The organism is Janthinobacterium sp. SUN176, assembly GCF_030587335.1.
GTDB classification, from domain to species: domain Bacteria; phylum Pseudomonadota; class Gammaproteobacteria; order Burkholderiales; family Burkholderiaceae_D; genus Janthinobacterium; species Janthinobacterium kumbetense.
In genome coordinates this window covers 2833553-2851653 of the sequence record NZ_JAPWIA010000001.1, presented here as the reverse complement: position 1 = coordinate 2851653, position 18101 = coordinate 2833553, and the positions used below count along the sequence as shown (strand labels likewise).

Sequence of the window (18101 nt, the reverse complement as noted above, 5' to 3'; positions counted from 1 at the left end):
CAAAAATGGGAAAGAAAACGGGCTTGAAGCTGGGCTTACGCTTATCCGGAAAAACTATAATGATACCAAAACCGGCCCGCGCCACCGAATTGCTGGTGTACGCTGCCGTCACGCTTGTGCTGCACGAGGCCAGAGTGGCTGGCCGACAACATAAAACGCTGGCTCACAAGTTTTATCGAGGGCAGTTTAGGCCTCCGATCTCTATCTGTCAATCATATCTTATGTCTTATATAAGACAGATAACTGCGTGTGTTTTACTGGACGCGGGCAGTGATTTGTGTTGAAATGTCGGACTATGAATTCCGCCTCGTCCAATCTGACCAACAATGCCACTGCTGCAAGCGGGGCGGTCAGTCCGACCGCGGGCACCCCGGCCACGCCTGTTGCCGCAGCGGCCAGCACCGCCGCCACCCCTGTTGCCAGCGTCAATACCACTGCCACCGCCGCCGTGCCAGCGCCTGCCGCGAATGCCTCGCCCACCTTCAGTCCCCTGTACCAGCAGATCAAGGCGCTCATCACGCAGAGCCTGCAATCGGGCGAATGGAAGCCGGGCGAACTGATTCCCAGCGAAGTCGAGCTGGCGGGGCGTTTCAAGGTCAGCCAGGGCACGGTGCGCAAGGCCATCGATGAACTGGCCGCCGAGAATCTCGTCATGCGCCGCCAGGGCAAGGGCACTTTTGTTTCCACCCACCATGAGGCGCGTGCGCATTTCCGCTTCCTGCGCCTGGTGCCGGACGAAGGCGTGCCGCACTATCCCGAAAGCAAGTTTATTGAGGTCAAGCGCGTGCGCGCGCCGGCCGACGTGGCGCGCCTGATGGACCTGAAGTCCGGCGACGCCGTCATCTTCATCAAGCGCGTGCAGTATTTCGACGGCGTGCCGACCATCGTCGAGGAATTGTGGCTGCCCGGCCTGATCTTCAAGGGCCTGACGGCCGAGCGCCTGGTGGAATACAAGGGCCCCATGTACGGCCTGTTCGAAACGGAATTCGGCACGCGCATGATCCGCGCGTCCGAACAGATCCGCGCCGTGTGCGCCGACGCGGGCGCCGCGCAATTGTTAAATATCGACCTCGGCACGCCCTTGCTCAGTTCCGAGCGCGTGTCGTTTACCTACGGCGACAAGCCGGTCGAACTGCGCCGGGGCTTGTACCTGACCAGTCGTCATCATTATCAGAATGAACTCAGCTGAAGCGGCGGGGCGCCCGTGGGCGTCCGAACAAGCAGCAAGGCTGAAGTGCATCGCTTGCAAGATGCCTGCCGCAAGGCGGGCAACGGAGACAACGGAAAGCGCAGCGACAGCATGGCCCGCCCCGGCGGGCCGTGTTTTGCCGGCGATTCTGTAATTAAATTACGTGAACTACGGAAAGTAGCGCGGTATTTTGTAGTAAAAAACCATTTTGGTTATATGTAACAATAGATATTGGTATGGGTTGCGAAAATCGGCGAAAATCGCGGCTTCAATATTTAGTTGAAATTCAAAGGGGAGGTTTTTGTTATGTCTGAAGCCGTAAGAGAAGTACCAAAAAAAGAACGGCCGCAATTCCGTAACATTCATGTTACCGAATTGTCGAACTACCGCATGGCTGTCGGCGCCATCGTCTCGATCCTGCATCGCATCAGCGGTTTCATCATTTTCGCCTTGCTGCCGTGCATCCTGTACATGCTGGAACTGAGCCTGCGTTCCGAAATGTCGTATGCCTACTTCCAGGGCATCGCCTCGCACTGGTTCGTCAAGCTGATCACCCTGGGTCTGGTCTGGGCCTTCCTGCACCACTTCTGCGCCGGCATCCGCCACCTGTTCATGGATGTGCACGTTGCCATCGAAAAAGATTCGGCACGCAAGACCGCGTCCTCCGTGCTGGTCGTGAGCCTGGTGCTGACGGCTTTGGTCGCTTTGAAACTGTTTGGAGTATTTTAAACATGGCAGACAATAATATCGGACCGAAACGCCTCGTCGTCGGTGCCCATTACGGCTTGCGCGACTGGCTGGCGCAACGCGTTACCGCCATCGTCATGGTGGCCTATGTTGCCATCCTGCTTATTTCTTTCCTGACCGGCAGCAACTTCAGCTATGAAGGCTGGGCTGGTCTGTTCGCACAGCAGTGGTTTAAATTGTTCAGCCTGGTGACCTTCGTCGCCCTGTTCTACCACGCATGGGTCGGCGTACGCGACATCTGGATGGACTACGTGAAAAGCGCTGGCCTCCGTCTGACCCTGCAAATTGCCACCATGCTGTGGTTGATCGCTTGTGCCGGCTGGACGGTACAGATACTCTGGAGTGTGTAATCGTGGCAGCATATAAATCTGCAATCCCTACCCGCCGCTTTGATGCGGTAATCGTTGGCGCCGGCGGTTCCGGCATGCGCGCGTCGTTGCAACTGGCTGAAGCCGGTCTGAACGTCGCAGTTCTGTCGAAAGTTTTCCCGACCCGCTCGCACACCGTTGCGGCGCAGGGTGGTATCGGCGCGTCGCTCGGCAACATGGCCGAAGACAACTGGTTCTGGCACATGTTCGACACCGTCAAGGGTGGCGACTATCTGGGCGACCAGGATGCCATCGAATTCATGTGCCGCGAAGCACCGAAAGTCGTGTACGAGCTGGAACACTTCGGCATGCCATTTGACCGCAACCCTGACGGCACCATCTACCAGCGTCCATTCGGCGGCCACACGGCCCACTTCGGCGAAAAGCCGGTGCAGCGCGCTTGCGCGGCAGCCGACCGTACCGGTCACGCCCTGTTGCACACCCTGTACCAGCGCAACGTGCGCGCCCGTACGCACTTCTTCGTCGAATGGATGGCGCTCGACCTGATCCGTGACGCCGAAGGCGACGTGATCGGTGTTGTCGCGCTGGAAATGGAAACCGGCGAATGCATGATCCTGGAAGCAAAAACGACGGTCATGGCAACGGGCGGCGCAGGCCGCATCTTCGCCGCGTCGACCAACGCCTTCATTAACACTGGCGACGGCATGGGCATGGCGGCACGCGCCGGCCTGCCGCTGCAAGACATGGAATTCTGGCAGTTCCACCCGACCGGCGTGGCCGGCGCGGGCGTATTGATCACCGAAGGCGTGCGCGGCGAAGGCGGCATCCTGATCAACAGCGAAGGCGAACGCTTCATGGAGCGCTATGCGCCGACCCTGAAGGATCTGGCGCCGCGCGACTTCGTCTCGCGTTCGATGGACCAGGAAATCAAGGAAGGCCGCGGCTGCGGTCCGAACAAGGACCACGTGATGCTGGACCTGCGCCATATCGGCGCCGACACCATCGCCAAGCGCCTGCCGTCGATCCTGGAAATCGGCCACAAGTTCGCCAACGTCGACGCCACCAAGGAACCGATTCCTGTCGTGCCGACGATTCACTATCAGATGGGCGGCATCCCGACGAACATCCACGGCCAGGTCGTCACCCCGACCGGCCCGGATAATTCGGCCAAGGTTGTCAACGGTCTGTACGCGATCGGCGAATGTGCCTGCGTCTCCGTGCACGGCGCCAACCGCCTGGGCACGAACTCGCTGCTCGACCTGGTGGTCTTCGGCCGCGCGGCCGGCAACCACATCGTCAACAGCGGCCTGAAAGCCAAGGAAAACAAGCCTTTGCCAGCCGACGCTGCCGATTTCGCCATGGGCCGCCTGGCGCGCCTGGAAAACTCGACCGGCACGGAAACCGTGCAGGGCGTGGCGAACGACATCCGCGCAACGATGCAGAAGTACTGTGGCGTGTTCCGTACCGACGAGATGCTGAACAAGGGCGTCGAAGAAATCATGAAGCTTGACGAGCGCCGCAAGCACGTCTCCTTCAAGGATAAATCGATGGTCTTCAACACGGCCCGCGTGGAAGCGCTGGAGCTGGACAACCTGATCGAAACGGCGAAAGCGACCATCGTTTCGGCAGCAGCCCGCAAGGAATCGCGCGGCGCCCACGCCCAGGACGACCATCCGCAACGTGACGACGACAACTGGATGAAGCACACTCTGTGGTATTCGGAAGGCAACCGACTGGAATACAAGCCAGTCGTGACCAAGCCGCTGACGGTTGATACCTTCAAACCGAAACCACGTACTTTCTAAGGCTATACCATGGCACGCACTCTCAAATTCAAAATCTACCGCTACGATCCTGACCAGGATGCCAAGCCGTACATGCAAGACCTGACGGTCGAACTGAAAGACACCGACAAGATGCTGCTCGACGCGCTGCAGCGCATCAAGGCGGACGTCGATGACTCGCTGGCCCTGCGCCGCTCGTGCCGCGAAGGCGTGTGCGGTTCGGACGCGATGAACATCAACGGCAAGAACGGCCTGGCATGCACGACCAACCTGAACGAACTGTCGGAGCCTATCGTGCTGCGTCCGTTGCCAGGTCTGCCAGTCATCCGCGACCTGATCGTCGACATGACGCAATTCTTCAAGCAGTACGATTCGATCAAGCCTTTCCTGATCAACGATTCGATCCCGCCTGAAAAAGAGCGCCTGCAATCGCCGGAACAGCGCGAAGAGCTCGATGGCCTGTACGAGTGCATCCTGTGCGCATGCTGCTCCACGTCGTGCCCGTCGTTCTGGTGGAATCCGGACAAGTTCGTCGGCCCGGCCGGCCTGCTGCAAGCCTACCGCTTCATCGCCGATTCGCGCGACGAAGCCACCGGTGCGCGTCTGGACAACCTGGAAGACCCGTACCGCCTGTTCCGCTGCCATTCGATCATGAACTGCGTCGACGTCTGCCCGAAAGGGTTGAACCCGAACAAGGCGATCGGCAAGATCAAGGAATTGATGGTCCGCCGCGCGATCTGATCACCCTGATCGCGTCCGCTGGGCGCCGTTTGCGGGAAGAGGGTATCCTCTCTTGCCTGCAGGCGGCGCCTGCAAAGCAGCACCGTGCCGCAAGGCACACGTAAAGTGGTAAACCAAATGACAGAATCAATTTTGTCCTCGCATCAGGCCGACCCGGCCAACCGCGCCCGCCTGCGCTGGCGTTCACGCCGTGGCCTGCTGGAAAACGACATTATCCTGACCCGTTTTCTCGATGCGTATGAAACCGAATTGACCGATGAAGAAGTTGACGCGCTGACGCGTTTGCTGGATTTATCGGACAATGCGTTAATGGATCTGGTACTGGCCCGTAAAGAGCCGGAAGGCGAAGTCGATCTGCCGCATGTGCGCGCACTGCTGCAACGACTGCGCATTGCCTAGACGCCTGGGCGATATATTGCAAACGGTGCGAGTGGCGCGCTGTAGCACTGCCGAATTGCGGTGCGAATTGCAGCCAGAATTTTTGATTTTAATTTCGACTCACTCCCGAGAAGGAAGAGCCCATGAATATCTCTGACACAAAAGCTACCCTGTCGTTCTCCGATGGCAGCCCATCGCTTGAATTTCCAATCTACAAAGGCACGGTTGGCCCGGACGTCATCGACATCCGCAAACTGTACGCCGGTAGCGGCAAGTTCACCTACGACCCAGGCTTTATGTCGACGGCCGCCTGCAACTCGTCGATCACCTACATCGACGGCGACAAGGGCGAGCTGCTGTACCGCGGTTACCCGATCGAACAGTTGGCCGTCAACGCCGACTTCATGGAATCGTGCTACCTGCTGCTGAACGGCGAACTGCCGAACGCGGCGCAAAAAGCCAAGTTCGTCGACACCGTCACCAAGCACACGATGGTGCACGAACAGATGCAATTCTTCTTCCGTGGCTTTCGCCGCGACGCGCATCCGATGTCGGTCCTGGTGGGCACCGTCGGCGCGCTGGCATCGTTCTACCATGACTCGCTGGACATCAACGACCCGCGTCATCGCGAAGTGTCGGCCATCCGCCTGATCGCCAAGATGCCTACCCTGGTCGCCATGACCTACAAGTACTCGGTCGGCCAGCCGTTCGTATACCCACGCAACGACCTGTCGTACAGCGCCAACTTCATGCACATGATGTTCGCCAACCCATGCGAAGAGTACAAGGTCAACGACGTGCTGGTGCGCGCTCTGGACCGCATCCTGATCCTGCACGCGGACCACGAGCAAAATGCATCGACTTCGACCGTCCGTCTGGCCGGTTCGTCGGGCGCCAACCCGTTCGCCTGTATCGCTGCCGGTATCGCCTGCCTGTGGGGCCCTGCCCACGGCGGCGCCAATGAAGCGGCACTGAACATGCTGAAAGAAATCGGCACCGTCGAGAACATCCCTGCCTTCATCGCGCAAGTCAAGGACAAGAACTCCGGCGTCAAGCTGATGGGCTTTGGCCACCGCGTGTACAAGAACTTCGATCCACGCGCCAAGCTGATGCGTGAAACCTGCTACGAAGTGCTGCAAGAACTGGGTCTGCAAGACGATCCGCTGTTCAAGCTGGCGATGGAACTGGAAAAGATTGCACTGAACGACGAATACTTCGTGTCGCGCAAACTGTACCCGAACGTCGACTTCTACTCGGGCATCGTGCAATCGGCGCTGGGCATCCCCGTGTCGCTGTTCACCGGTATCTTCGCTATGGCCCGTACGATCGGCTGGATCGCCCAGTGGAACGAAATGATCGCCGACCCAGAGCAAAAAATCGGCCGTCCGCGCCAGCTGTTCGTCGGTTCGACCACGCGCGAAGTATTGCCACTGGACAAGCGCGCTTAAGTTACCGCGTATTGTTCTTGCCGGGCCTTGCGGCCCGGCGCACAAAAGCGAGCCTCGCGGCTCGCTTTTTTTATGCCTGTCCGCACCGCCGGCCGCAAGCCGGGCTGGTATGCTCAGGCCTGGCTTCAACAGAAAACATAACGCGATGAATGACGAAACATGCGCCCCCAGCGGCGTAGCCCTGGGCGATACGGCATTTGGCTACACCTTGTCGCTGATCGGCGGCAAGTACAAGATGCTGATCCTGTACGCGCTGGCGGAAAACACCGTGCTGCGGCATAACGAACTCAAGCGGCACCTCGGCGGCATTGCCTTCAAGACCCTCAGCGTGGTCCTGAAGGAACTCGAAGCCGATGCGCTGATCGTGCGCAAGGAATATCCGCAAGTGCCGCCCAAGGTGGAATATTCCCTCTCAAGCAAGGGTGCCTCGCTGATCCCCGTGCTGCATACCTTGTGCGAATGGGGTGAACGGCACCAGCCTGCCTGATCCGGATACGCCTGGTAAAGGGGATTTCTGCAGTCAAGTAACTTACTTTTTATACTGTATGGGTAATCAATGTGCGTACTTGTGGAAAGTACTCGCCATGGTTATGCTGTTTTTGCCCTTGCAGGCGCGCGGCCATGTGCTGCGCGCCTTGGGGCAGGGTACCGGCTTGCCTGCTTTTTTGTGCATGCGCGTCCGGTGCATCCATCCCATATTCAGGAAAGCAGCATGAAGAAAACCCTCGTTATCGTCTTCCATCCCTCGATCGACACCTCGGTCGCCAACAAGCGCTGGCTGCAGGAGCTGGCGCAGCATCCCGAGCGCTACACCCTCCACGACGTGCACCGGGCTTATCCGGATGGAAATATCGATGTGGCGCGGGAGCAGGCGCTGGTGGAGGCGCACGCCAATGTGGTCTTGCAGTTCCCCGTGTACTGGTTTAACTGTCCGCCCTTGCTGAAGCGGTGGCTCGATGACGTGCTGGCGTATGGCTGGGCCTACGGCACGGGCGGCGACGCCTTCAAGGGCCGCAAGGTGGCGCTGGCCGTCACGGCAGGCATTCGCCAGGAAGACTTCACGCCGGAAGGCAAGTGGAAGGTCACCCTGGCGCAGCTGCTGGCGCCGTTCGATGTCACTCTGGCGTATATCGGCGCCGACAACCGCCGCTTCTTTGCCTTCTATGGTGCGGAAGACGGGCCGAAGGAAGCGGGTTATGCCGGGCGGCTGGCGCGCAGCGCGCAAGAGTATGAACGCTTCCTGGCCGCTTTGTAAGAGCGCTGGTTCAGCCTCAGTTCAAGGCCGCTTCCAGCTGGTGCAGGGCGACCTGCCGGCCCTCCAGCTGCAGGCTGTCGCCCTCATAGGGTTGCGGCAGGACGATGCGGTGCGGCGCATTGTGCTTGAGGATGCCGCCCCAGTGGGCGACCCTGGCGCCGGCCTGGCGGCGTATCGCCTCGACCGTGGCGCCGCTGGCGAGGATATGGGCCTGCGGAAAAGCTTGCTGCAGCACGCCCAGGCCGAAATAGGCTTGTGGTTCGGCCGCGCTGATATAGATGGTGGTCAGGCGCTTGCCGCTGGCGGCGATGGTGTGCGCTAACTGCGCCGCATCGTCGCGCAGGAACTGGGTATTGACGAGGATGGCGTCCGCCACGCCGCTCAGCAGCAGCGAGGTGGACGGTGCGCGGCCCAGCACATCCAACTGGAAGGTCTCCAGCGTGCGGTAGGGGTGAAAGGGGAGGGCGGCGCGTGCAAGCATATTATTCTTTCAATATTAGATACTCTCTCGCATATTATCCTTTCGACCAGGCACGGGAAATAGGGTAGATTGCAATACTTAGTTGCATGAATCGGATGAATCAAGGAGTACCCGCATGGACCGCATCACCGCCGCACAAGTATTCGTCGCCATCGCCGAGCGTGGCAGCATGGTGGCCGCCAGCGACGCGCTCGACATGTCGCGCGCCATGGTGACGCGCTACCTGGCCGAGATGGAGCAGTGGGCGGGGGCGCGCTTGCTGCATCGCACCACGCGCCGTTTGAGCCTGACGGATGCGGGCGAGGCCACCCTGGCGCGCTGCCGGCAGATGCTGGAAGTGGCCGGCGCCATGGCCGTCACCTCGCCCGAGGGCTTCGACACGCCGCACGGCTTGCTGCGCATCACCTGCTCGCAATCGCTGGCGCAGACGGCGCTGGCCGGCGCAGTGACCGCTTACCTGCGGCGCTACCCGCGCGCCGCCGTCGACCTGCAGATGGAGAACCGCGCCGTCAATCTGGTGGAGCAGCGCATCGACCTGGCGATCCGCATCACGAACGCGCTCGAGCCGAACCTGATCGCGCGCCAGCTGGCCAGCTGCGCTTCGGTGGTGTGCGCCGCACCATCGTACCTGGCGGCGCACGGCACGCCGCGCAGGGCGGAAGACCTGGCCCTGCACAACTGCCTGACGTACACGTATTTCGGCAAGAGCCTGTGGCAGTTCACGCACGACGGGGAAGCGCTCACTGTTCCCGTCAGCGGCCGCCTGTCGGCGAATGAGTCGCTGGTCCTGCTGGTGGCAACGGTGGCGGGGGCGGGCATCGCCATGCAGCCGCGCTATTCGGCCGCGCCGCTGATCGCCAGCGGGCAGCTGGTGGAGCTCCTGCCCGCGTACCAGCCGCAGGACATGGGCATCTACGGCATCTACACCTCGCGGCAGCACATGTCGCCCTTGCTGCGCACCATGCTCGACTTCCTGGTGGAGTGGTTTGCCGGCGATCCCGATTGGCTGGCGGCCATCGCGGCGGCGCCGTTGCCGGGCAGACCAGTTGGACGCAAGCGGCACGCCGGCAGGGCTGCCGATGTGCTGTAAGCGCAACAGTGACAGGCTTGCAAGCCCGGGAAAATCAACAACACAGCTTACATTTGCTTGCCAAATAAAATTCAACTAGCGGTTGTTGCGTTACAATACCGCGTGCTATTCTAAATGACGGTATGCAGAATGCTGGTGCAATAAAAAAGCCCTTCCCCACAACTTGATGTGCAATCCGCTAACCGGTCAGGCCGTGTCGCGGAAGGTTAGATTAACCCGCTAATTCCTCGCGAAGCGCGAAGAAAGGTGAGCAATATATGCAGCAATTAACGACCAACTCCTACCTGTTCGGTGGGAATGCTCCGTACGTGGAAGACCTGTACGAGGCGTATCTGAACAACCCAGGCTCGGTACCCGATAACTGGCGTTCCTACTTCGACGCAATGCAGCACGTGCCTGCCGTCGATGGCACCAACAAGCCTGACGTGGCGCATGCCTCCGTCGTCGCCTCGTTCGCCGAGCGCGCAAAAGCAGGCCCGATCCGCACAGTGACCGCTTCCTTCGATGCTGAAATGGGCCGCAAGCGCGTCGCCGCCACGCAGCTGATCGCCGCTTACCGCTACCTCGGTTCGCACTGGGCCAACCTGGATCCGCTGCAACGCCAGGAACGTCCGATGATCCCTGAGCTCGAGCCGAGCTTCTACGGTTTCACCGACGCGGACATGGACACCGTGTTCAACATCAGTAATACCTATTTTGGCCCCGAGACCGCCACCCTGCGCGATCTGCTGAACTATCTGCGCGATACCTACACGCGTTCGATCGGCGCCGAGTTCATGTACATCTCCGACCCGGCCGAAAAGCGCTGGCTGCAGGAGAAACTGGAAGCGATCCGCTCCACCCCGAATTTCACCCCAGAGAAAAAAATCCACATCCTCGACCGCCTGACCGCGGCTGAAGGCCTGGAACGCTATCTGCACACCCGCTACGTGGGCCAGAAGCGCTTCTCCCTGGAAGGCGGCGAAACCTTCATCGCCTCGATGGATGAAACCATCCAGCGCGCCGGCGAAAAAGGCGTGCAGGAAATCGTGATCGGCATGGCCCACCGCGGCCGCCTGAACGTGCTGGTGAACACCCTGGGCAAGGCGCCGCAGGAACTGTTCGAAGAATTCGAAGGCAAGCATGGCGACGACCTGCCTGCCGGCGACGTGAAATACCATCAAGGCTTCTCGTCGGACATCTCCACCGCAGGCGGCCCGGTTCACCTGTCGCTGGCGTTCAACCCGTCGCACCTGGAAATCGTCAACCCTGTGGTCGAAGGTTCCGTCAAGGCCCGCATGGATCGCCGCGGCGACGCGCAGGGCGCGCAAGTGCTGCCTATCCTGGTGCACGGCGATGCTGCTTTCGCCGGCCAGGGTGTGGTCATGGAAACGCTGAATCTGGCGCAAACCCGTGGCTACCATACGGGCGGCACGGTGCATATCGTGATCAACAACCAGATCGGTTTCACCACCTCGGATCCGCGCGATGCCCGCTCGACCCTGTACTGCTCGGACGTCGTCAAGATGATCGAAGCACCGGTCCTGCACATCAACGCCGATGATCCGGAAGCCGTGGTGCTGGCGACGCAGATCGCGCTCGACTACCGCATGGAATTCAAGAAGGACATCGTCCTCGACATCATCTGCTACCGCAAGCTGGGCCACAACGAGCAGGATACGCCGGCACTGACGCAACCGCTGATGTACAAGAAGATCGGCCAGCATCCAGGCACCCGCAAGCTGTACGCGGACAAGCTGGTAGCGCAAGGCGTGATCCCTGCCGATGGCGGCGACAAGATGGTGGCCGCTTTCCGCGACGCCATGGACGCCGGCAAGCATACCGTCGATCCGGTCATCTCGAACTTCAAGAACAAGTACGCCGTCGACTGGCTGCCGTTCCTGAACAAGAAATGGACCGATTCGGCCGACACCGCCGTGCCGATGACGGAACTGAAACGCCTGGCCACCCGCATCACCACCGTGCCGGAAGACTTCAAGGTCCACTCGCTGGTTGAAAAAGTACTGGGCGACCGCGGCACCATGGGTCGTGGCGAAATGAACCTGGACTGGGGCATGGGCGAACACCTGGCCTACGCATCGCTGGTATCGTCCGGCTACGCCATCCGCCTGACGGGCCAGGACGCCGGCCGCGGCACCTTCGTGCACCGCCACGCCGTCCTGCATGACCAGAACCGCGAGCGTTGGGATGCAGGTACCTACATTCCGCTGCAAAACGTGTCGGACAACCAGGCGCCGTTCACCGTCATCGACTCGGTGCTGTCCGAAGAAGCCGTACTGGCCTTCGAATACGGCTACTCGACTGCTGAACCGAACACCCTGACGATCTGGGAAGCCCAGTTCGGCGACTTCGCCAACGGCGCGCAAGTGGTCATCGACCAGTTCATCAGCTCCGGCGAAGTGAAGTGGGGCCGCGCTTCCGGCCTGGTCATGATGCTGCCGCACGGTTACGAAGGCCAGGGTCCTGAGCACTCGTCCGCGCGTCCGGAACGCTTCCTGCAGCTGTGCGCAGACAACAACATGCAAGTGGTGCAGCCGACGACGGCTTCGCAGATCTTCCATTTGCTGCGCCGCCAGATGGTGCGCCAGTTCCGCAAGCCGCTGGTCATCCTGACGCCGAAGTCGCTGTTGCGCAACAAGGATGCCGGTTCGCCGCTGACCGACCTGGCCAAAGGCGGTTTCCAGACCGTCATCGGCGAAGTCGACGACAAAATCGATGCCAAGAAAGTCAAGCGCGTGGTCGCCTGCTCGGGCAAGGTCTACTACGACCTGGTCAACGCACGCAAGACCCGCGGCCAGACCGACACGGCCATCGTGCGCCTGGAACAGCTGTATCCGTTCCCGCACAAGTCGTTCGCTGCTGAACTGAAGAAGTTCCCGAACCTGGTCGAAGTCGTCTGGGCGCAGGACGAGCCGCAAAACCAGGGCGCCTGGTTCCAGATCCAGCACAACATCTTCGAAGGCCTGGAATCGGGTCAGCGTCTGGCTTACGCCGGCCGTCCTGCTTCGGCGTCGCCTGCTGTCGGTTACTATGACAAGCACTACGCCCAGCAAAAAGATCTGCTGGAAACGGCATTCTCGAAGCTGAAGGGTTTTATCCTGACCAAGTAAGTGGCAGGATGACGGGTGCCGTGCGTATGCATGGCGCCTGTTCGCATACATCGTGACGGAGCGCCGCCCTTGCTACGCAGGGGCGGCGCCGCAATAACAAAATAAACGGAGTTTTACATGGCACAAATCGAAGTCAAAGTTCCCCAGTTGTCGGAATCGGTTGCAGAAGCGACCCTGCTGGCATGGCACAAGAAAGTCGGCGAAGCAGTTGCGCGCGACGAAAACATGATCGATATCGAAACCGATAAAGTGGTGCTGGAACTGCCGGCGCCAGCCGCTGGCGTGATCGTTCAAATTATCAAGGCTGACGGCGCTACCGTCGTCGCCGGCGAAGTCATCGCCATCATCGACACCGACGGCTCGGCCAAGGTCAGCCCGATGGAAGTGTCGGCCGTGCCTGCACCAGCCCTGGCTGCCGCCGCACAAGACGCCGCTACCGCGTCCGCGCCAGCCGCGGCGACCAAAGGCGATGTCGCCATGCCTGCCGCCGCCAAGATACTGTCCGAAAAAGGCCTGTCCGCTGGCGACGTCGCCGGTTCGGGCAAAGACGGCCGCGTGACCAAGGGCGACGCCCTGGCCGCTTCCGCCAAGCCAGCTGTCGCGCCACTGGCGCCAGCCGCTGCCAAGCCAGCGCTGCAACAAGTTGCCACGCCGTCGGCCGCCAGCCTGGGCGACCGCCCTGAAGAGCGCGTGCCGATGAGCCGCCTGCGCGCACGTATCGCCGAGCGCCTGCTGCAATCGCAATCGACGAACGCCATCCTGACCACGTTCAATGAAGTGAACATGCAGCCGGTCATCGACCTGCGCAACAAGTACAAGGACAAGTTCGAGAAAGAGCACGGCGTCAAGCTGGGCTTCATGTCCTTCTTCGTCAAGGCCGCCGTCGCCGCGCTGAAAAAGTACCCGATCATCAATGCCTCCGTTGATGGCAACGACATCGTCTACCACGGCTACTTCGACATCGGCATCGCCGTCGGTTCGCCACGCGGCCTGGTCGTGCCTATCATCCGCAACGCGGACCAGCTGTCGATCGCCGACATCGAGAAAAAAATCGGTGAATTCGGCGCGAAAGCCAAGGAAGGCAAGCTGACCCTGGACGACCTGACGGGCGGCACGTTCTCGATCTCGAACGGCGGCACCTTCGGCTCCATGCTGTCGACCCCGATCATCAACCCGCCGCAATCGGCCATCCTGGGCGTGCATGCGACCAAGGACCGCGCAGTTGTCGAAAACGGCCAGATCGTGGTGCGTCCGATGAACTACCTGGCCATGTCCTACGACCACCGCATCATCGACGGCCGCGAAGCCGTCCTGGGCCTGGTGGCGATGAAAGAAGCGCTGGAAGATCCTGCACGCCTGCTGCTGGACCTGTAAGCACTGTAGTCCCCCGGCGTAGCCGCCGGGGCAATGTAGCTGATACCCCTTGCCAGAAGACGCAGCTGGCTGATCTCAATGAAAGAGGATTCCCATGAACGTCTCTGAAGAAATCAAGCGTCTGCACGAGTTGCACCTGGCAGGTGCCCTGAGCGACGCGGAATTCGCGCAAGCGAAAGCCAAGCTCCTGAGCAATATCAACCTGGACAAGCCGGACAACGCGTCCGGTGCCGCTTCCGGCCCCGCGAACGACCTGGTGCAGGAATTCAACCGCCTGCGCCGGTCGCGCAACGACCGCTGGCTCGGCGGCGTGTGCGGCGGCCTGGGTCGCGCTTCCGGCATGGAAGCGTGGATCTGGCGCCTCGTCTTCGTCCTGTTTACATTGACCTTCGGCTTCGGCGTGGTGATTTACCTTCTATTGTGGATTTTCGTACCAGACGAAGAGATTGGAATAACAAAACATGAGTACTAAACAATTTGACGTAGTTGTCATCGGTGCGGGCCCTGGCGGCTACATCGCCGCCATCCGCGCAGCGCAGCTGGGCTTTTCCGTCGCTTGCGTCGACGAGTGGTCGAACGCCAAGGGCGGCGCCGCTCCAGGCGGTACCTGCACCAACGTCGGCTGCATCCCGTCGAAAGCGCTGCTGCAATCGTCCGAGCATTTCGAACACGCGGGCCACAGCTTCGCCGAGCACGGCATCGACGTCGCGGGCCTGAAGCTGAACCTGGGCCAGATGCTCAAGCGCAAAGACACCGTCGTCAAGCAAAACAACGACGGCATCCTGTACCTGTTCAAGAAGAACAAGATCGCCTTCTTCCACGGCCGCGCCGCTTTCGCTGCCGCCGCCGCTGGCACGTATGACATCAGCGTGACGGGCGAAGCCAACGAAACCCTGACGGCCAAGCACGTGGTCATCGCCACGGGTTCGAACGCGCGCGAACTGCCGGGCGCACCTTTCGACGAGAAACTGATCCTGTCGAACACGGGCGCACTGGCCATCGACGCGGTACCAGCCAAGCTGGGCGTCATCGGTGCCGGCGTGATCGGCCTGGAAATGGGCAGCGTCTGGCGCCGCCTGGGTTCCGACGTCACCGTGCTGGAAGGCCTGCCGGTCTTCCTGGGCGCTGTGGACGAGCAGATCGCCAAGGAAGCGTCGAAGTTGTTCACCAAGCAAGGCTTGAAGATCAACCTCGGTTGCAAGATCGGTGCGATCACGCCAGGCAAGAAAGACGTCACCGTGGAATTCGTGGACGCCAAGGGCGAAGCGCAAAAAGCCGTGTTCGACAAGCTGATCATCTCGATCGGCCGTACGCCGAACACGAATGGCCTGGGTGCCGACAAGGTCGGCCTGCAGCTGGACGAACGCGGCTTCATCGCCGTTGACGGCGACTGCAAGACCAACCTGCCGAACGTGTGGGCAGTGGGCGACGTCGTGCGCGGCCCGATGCTGGCGCACAAGGCGGAAGAAGAAGGCGTTGCCGTGGCCGAGCGTATCGCCGGCCAGCACGGTCACACCAACTTCAACACGATTCCCTGGGTGATCTACACCTCGCCGGAAATCGCGTGGGTCGGCAAGACCGAGCAAACCCTGAAGGCCGAAGGCATCGCCTACAAGGCCGGTACCTTCCCGTTCATGGCCAACGGCCGTGCGCGCGCGCTGGGCGACACCTCGGGCATGGTGAAATTCCTGGCCGATGCGACGACCGATGAAATCCTCGGCGTACACATCGTCGGCCCGATGGCGTCCGAACTGATTTCCGAAGCCGTCGTGGCGATGGAATTCAAGGCTTCGGCCGAAGACATCGCGCGCATTTGCCACGCTCACCCATCCCTGTCGGAAGCGACCAAGGAAGCGGCACTGGCGGTTGACAAGCGCACGTTGAACTTTTAATTGTAGTTAGTCCTACGGGGGCGCTCGCGGATTTTTTCCGCCGGCGCCCCTGTGCGTTAAAGCGAATCCCATGAACGTAGAAGAGTTTTACCAGCACGCGTTGCAGAAGCGTGATTTCAAGGCCGATGCCGCCCAGCGGCGCGCGGTCGACCGCCTGCAGCTGTGCTATGACGAGTGGGTGGCCTACAAGGGCCAGCGCTCGAGCACCTTCAAGCGCCTGCTGAACCGTCCTGCCGTGCCGAAAGGCGTGTACATGTGGGGTGGGGTGGGGCGCGGCAAATCGTTCCTGATGGACAGTTTTTACTCGGTCGTGCCCCTGGTGCGCAAGACGCGCCTGCACTTCCACGAATTCATGCGCGGCGTGCACCAGCAACTCGATGAATTGAAAGGCGTGGCCGACCCGCTCGACGAGGTGGCCAAGCGCATCGCCAAGAAATACCGTTTGATCTGTTTCGATGAATTCCACGTCTCCGACATCGCCGACGCGATGATCCTGTACAACCTGCTGTCGGCCCTGTTCGCCAACGGCGTGTCCTTCATCATGACCTCGAATTACGACCCGGACCTGCTGTATCCGGACGGCCTGCACCGCGACCGCATGCTGCCGACCATCGCGCTGCTCAAGGACAAGCTCGACGTGATGAACGTCGACGCGGGCGTCGATTACCGCGGCCGCGCGCTGGAACAGGTGGAAAGTTACTACACCCCGCTGGGCGCCGAGACCGACAAGGCTTTGCGCGACGCTTACACGCGCATCGCCGAGACGGCAGACGAAGACGCGCGCATCCGCATCGAGAGCCGCGAAATCCATTGCCTGCGCCGCGCCGGCGGCATCATCTGGTTCGATTTCGCCACCCTGTGCGGCGGTCCCCGCTCGCAAAATGATTACCTGGAAATCGCCAGCCGCTTCCATACGGTGATATTGTCCGGCATACCGGCCATGTCGGCGGCGCAGTCGTCCGAAGCGCGCCGCTTTACCTGGCTGATCGACGTGTTTTATGACCAGAAGGTCAAGCTGATCATGTCGGCCGAAGTGGCGCCTGATGAGCTGTACACGAACGGCATGCTGGCCAACGAGTTTCACCGCACCGTTTCGCGTATCATCGAGATGCAATCGCGCGAATACATGGAAAAAGAACAGCGCGGCGCGGCCGACGCGATCGTTTGAGGCAGGGATAAGGAACATGATGGCAAATACACTATACAAGCTGGGTGCGGCGCTGGGCCTGGTCCTGGCGTTGTCCGCCTGCGCGCACCAGGGTGCCGCGGCGTTGGATGAGGTCGGCGCGCCGCAGGTGCCCGCCACCTTGTCGGTGGACGAGGCGGACGCCAAGCTGAAGCTGGTCGCCAGCGAGCGCGCGGCAGCGGAAAACGAGTTTGCCACGCGCGAACTGGAGTGCTACGACAAGTTTTTCGTGAATAACTGCCTGGACAAGGCCAAGGAAAAGCGCCGCCTGATCCTCGTGCGCCTGCGCGCCGTCGAAGCGGAAGCGAATTACTTCAAGCGCGCCGAGTCCGTGCGTTTGCGCGATATCGACCTGGCCCGGACGCAGGAAAGTGCGCGCCTGGACGCCGAACAGCGTGCCGCGGCCTTGCCCAAGCCCGTGAAAGTGGTCGCGCCCGAGCCGGCGCCGCCCAAGCCGGAAGGCAAGAGCGTGGCCGAGCGCGAGGCTGAGCACGCGGCGAAGGTGGCGAAGCAGGCCGCCGCCGACGCTGCCGAGGCCCCGCGCCGCGCCGCCCGCGAAGCAGCCTATTCGAAAAAACAGGCTGACGCCGTGGCGCGCCAGAAACGGGTGGCGCAACGCCTGGCCGAGCGCCAGGCCGAGGCGCAGGCCAAGGCTGCCAAGGCGGCGGCCGCCGCTGCCAGCACGCCGGCCGTTGCTGTACCTGTGCCTGTGCCGCCGGCCAAATAACGCTGCCGCGCAGGGGGCAGGCCGGAAAGGGCGTGCCCTAAGCCGCGCGGCAGGTTAAACTACGCCCACTGGCTGCCTGCGTACGCTGCGCGCGCCGGTTTCCCAACACCGTTACCAACACTGCCTGGAACGCAACACATGAGCGATGCACAGCAAATAGAGCGGCGCCTGATTGAACTCAACGTGGAACACCGCGACCTCGATGCCGTCATCGAGTTGCTGATACTCGATGGCCACCATGACGAGCTGCAACTGCGCCGCCTGAAAAAACGCAAATTGCAATTGAAGGATCACATCACCTTGCTGAAAATGCAGTTGGTGCCCGACGTTCCCGCCTGAGGGGCGCCAGTAGCGTCCAGTCCAGCCTTCA

18 protein-coding genes are annotated in these 18101 nt (G+C 61.1%); 17 read left to right on the top strand and 1 reads right to left on the bottom strand.

The window, feature by feature from the left end; genetic code table 11:
- Positions 1–295 precede the first annotated feature (295 nt).
- The 9 genes from O3299_RS12935 (at position 296) to O3299_RS12895 (ending at position 7871) form a co-directional block, all read left to right on the top strand.
- Positions 296–1189: a GntR family transcriptional regulator gene (locus tag O3299_RS12935; protein ID WP_099667068.1), complete on the top strand. Its 894-nt coding sequence runs from the start codon at positions 296–298 to the stop codon at positions 1187–1189.
- Positions 1190–1495: 306 nt separating this feature from the next.
- Positions 1496–1918 carry a succinate dehydrogenase, cytochrome b556 subunit gene (gene sdhC, locus O3299_RS12930; protein WP_034752080.1) on the top strand — a complete coding sequence of 141 codons (423 nt, stop codon included), beginning with the start codon at positions 1496–1498 and terminating at the stop codon, positions 1916–1918.
- 2 nt (positions 1919–1920) lie between these two features.
- A complete protein-coding gene (gene sdhD, locus O3299_RS12925) occupies positions 1921–2286 on the top strand; it encodes a succinate dehydrogenase, hydrophobic membrane anchor protein (RefSeq protein WP_034752078.1) in 366 nt (121 codons plus the stop codon).
- Between the two features lie 2 nt (positions 2287–2288).
- A complete protein-coding gene (gene sdhA / locus O3299_RS12920; protein WP_099667069.1) occupies positions 2289–4070 on the top strand; it encodes a succinate dehydrogenase flavoprotein subunit in 1782 nt (593 codons plus the stop codon).
- Positions 4071–4079: 9 nt separating this feature from the next.
- Positions 4080–4790, top strand: a complete 711-nt coding sequence (locus tag O3299_RS12915; protein WP_034752075.1) for a succinate dehydrogenase iron-sulfur subunit — start codon at positions 4080–4082, stop codon at positions 4788–4790.
- A 117-nt stretch (positions 4791–4907) separates the two neighbouring features.
- The gene (locus tag O3299_RS12910; protein WP_034752073.1) at positions 4908–5189 is read left to right on the top strand and encodes a succinate dehydrogenase assembly factor 2; all 282 of its coding nucleotides are present in this window, start codon (positions 4908–4910) and stop codon (positions 5187–5189) included.
- Positions 5190–5311: 122 nt separating this feature from the next.
- Complete coding sequence (gene gltA, locus O3299_RS12905) at positions 5312–6616, top strand: citrate synthase (RefSeq protein WP_099667070.1); 1305 nt, start codon at positions 5312–5314, stop codon at positions 6614–6616.
- A gap of 145 nt (positions 6617–6761) precedes the next feature.
- Positions 6762–7103 carry a helix-turn-helix domain-containing protein gene (locus O3299_RS12900; protein WP_099667071.1) on the top strand — a complete coding sequence of 114 codons (342 nt, stop codon included), beginning with the start codon at positions 6762–6764 and terminating at the stop codon, positions 7101–7103.
- A gap of 225 nt (positions 7104–7328) precedes the next feature.
- Complete coding sequence (locus tag O3299_RS12895; RefSeq protein WP_305052774.1) at positions 7329–7871, top strand: NAD(P)H-dependent oxidoreductase; 543 nt, start codon at positions 7329–7331, stop codon at positions 7869–7871.
- Between the two features lie 16 nt (positions 7872–7887).
- Here O3299_RS12895 and O3299_RS12890 read toward each other — a convergent pair whose 3' ends face one another.
- The gene (locus O3299_RS12890) at positions 7888–8352 is read right to left on the bottom strand and encodes a hypothetical protein (protein WP_305052773.1); all 465 of its coding nucleotides are present in this window, start codon (positions 8350–8352) and stop codon (positions 7888–7890) included.
- 115 nt (positions 8353–8467) lie between these two features.
- Between O3299_RS12890 and O3299_RS12885 the strand changes: the two genes are divergently transcribed.
- The 8 genes from O3299_RS12885 (at position 8468) to O3299_RS12850 (ending at position 18070) form a co-directional block, all read left to right on the top strand.
- Entirely contained in the window at positions 8468–9442 is a 975-nt protein-coding gene (locus O3299_RS12885) for a LysR family transcriptional regulator (RefSeq protein ID WP_305052772.1), read from the top strand.
- A gap of 257 nt (positions 9443–9699) precedes the next feature.
- A complete protein-coding gene (locus O3299_RS12880) occupies positions 9700–12552 on the top strand; it encodes a 2-oxoglutarate dehydrogenase E1 component (RefSeq protein WP_034789088.1) in 2853 nt (950 codons plus the stop codon).
- A gap of 117 nt (positions 12553–12669) precedes the next feature.
- Positions 12670–13926: a 2-oxoglutarate dehydrogenase complex dihydrolipoyllysine-residue succinyltransferase gene (gene odhB, locus O3299_RS12875; protein WP_230542174.1), complete on the top strand. Its 1257-nt coding sequence runs from the start codon at positions 12670–12672 to the stop codon at positions 13924–13926.
- 94 nt (positions 13927–14020) lie between these two features.
- The gene (locus O3299_RS12870; protein WP_077407361.1) at positions 14021–14398 is read left to right on the top strand and encodes a PspC domain-containing protein; all 378 of its coding nucleotides are present in this window, start codon (positions 14021–14023) and stop codon (positions 14396–14398) included.
- Positions 14388–15818: a dihydrolipoyl dehydrogenase gene (lpdA, locus tag O3299_RS12865; RefSeq protein WP_034752057.1), complete on the top strand. Its 1431-nt coding sequence runs from the start codon at positions 14388–14390 to the stop codon at positions 15816–15818. Before O3299_RS12870 ends, lpdA begins: the two co-directional genes overlap by 11 nt.
- A 70-nt stretch (positions 15819–15888) precedes the next feature.
- Positions 15889–16986, top strand: a complete 1098-nt coding sequence (zapE, locus tag O3299_RS12860; protein WP_099667077.1) for a cell division protein ZapE — start codon at positions 15889–15891, stop codon at positions 16984–16986.
- A 19-nt stretch (positions 16987–17005) separates the two neighbouring features.
- The gene (locus O3299_RS12855; RefSeq protein WP_251350500.1) at positions 17006–17731 is read left to right on the top strand and encodes a hypothetical protein; all 726 of its coding nucleotides are present in this window, start codon (positions 17006–17008) and stop codon (positions 17729–17731) included.
- 138 nt (positions 17732–17869) lie between these two features.
- Positions 17870–18070 (top strand): YdcH family protein, encoded by a 201-nt coding sequence (locus tag O3299_RS12850; protein ID WP_034752051.1) that lies wholly within the window; start codon positions 17870–17872, stop codon positions 18068–18070.
- Positions 18071–18101 lie beyond the last annotated feature (31 nt).